This is a genomic window from Endozoicomonas sp. SESOKO4 (assembly GCF_024606275.1).
Genome location: NZ_JAHHPS010000392.1, coordinates 1 through 1,130 on the forward strand (window position 1 = coordinate 1; position 1,130 = coordinate 1,130).

The window sequence follows — 1,130 nt, forward strand, 5'->3', positions numbered from 1 at the left end:
GTGGGGGCTGGTGCCCGATCTGCCTCTGATGGTCTTTGGTCTTTTGTCTCTGGAACTGATTTACCGTATCCATAATCAAAATCGTTTGCTGTATTGGCTGGGTCTGGGCATCGTTTACGGGCTGGCAGGGTTGAGTAAATACACTGCGATATTCCTGCCCCTGGGCATGACCCTGTTCATGATTCAGTATCAGGGACTGAGTTGGCTTCGACAGGCCGGTCCATGGTTGGCCGCCCTGATAGCACTGATATTGATCTCTCCCGTATTAGTCTGGAATGCTGACAACGATTGGGCTTCTCTGGCTTATCAGTTTGATCGTGGTGTCGGAGTTGAGGAGTGGTCTTTGAAAGATGCACTGGTCATGCAGTTAGCACAAATGTTTCTTTATTCCATTCTGGCTTATGTGGCCGCCATAGCCGCTGCTTTTTCACTGATCAGGAAACGAATCCCGGAGGAGGACAGGGCATCCTGCTGGCTGATTGTCTGGAGTGCTTTTCCGGTACTGGTTGTTATTGGCTGGTCTGCCGGTGATGGTACTGTGTTGCCTAACTGGCCAGCCCTTGGCTGGACACTACTGGCGCCTTTGTCGGCCTACTGGATCTGCCTTGGCTGGTCCCATTGGTGGTTGAAGAGTCTGGCTGTTTTTTCCTCCTTCCTGTCAATTGGACTGATTGTCTTCGTGTTCTTCTTTCTGGCATTTATGCCTCTTTCTACTTTCCCTTTCATGGCATCAGCCATTAAGGATCTGGTGGGCTGGAAAGCGGCAGCTGAACAGGCACAGCTATTGAGGCAGAAGTGGCAGGAAGAAGAGGGGGTGGAACCGGTTCTGATGGTGGATAATTGGACTAAGGCCAGTCGTATAGCCTGGTACGCCTATCCAGAGCCCGTTCAAGTGTTGGCCGACCGTTTAACCCAGTTTGATTTCTGGCATGGTAAACCAGAAGCCGATAGTTATGGTCTGCTGGTGCGGGACAAGCAATCAGTTCCTGGGAATGATCATCTTGAAATACAGAACTTTTCGTGCAGTCTGGTCGATGAAACAGAGTCCGGAGTTGATACTGTTACGGTTAATCGATTCCAGAGACAAAAGACCAAAGACCATCAGAGGCAGATCGGGCACCAGCCCCCAC

General features: G+C 50.8%; 1 protein-coding gene. It reads left to right on the forward strand.

What is annotated here, in order from left to right:
- On the forward strand, positions 1–1,130 hold a 1,130-nt coding region (locus KDK16_RS07680), incomplete at both ends, for a glycosyltransferase family 39 protein (RefSeq protein ID WP_257275424.1).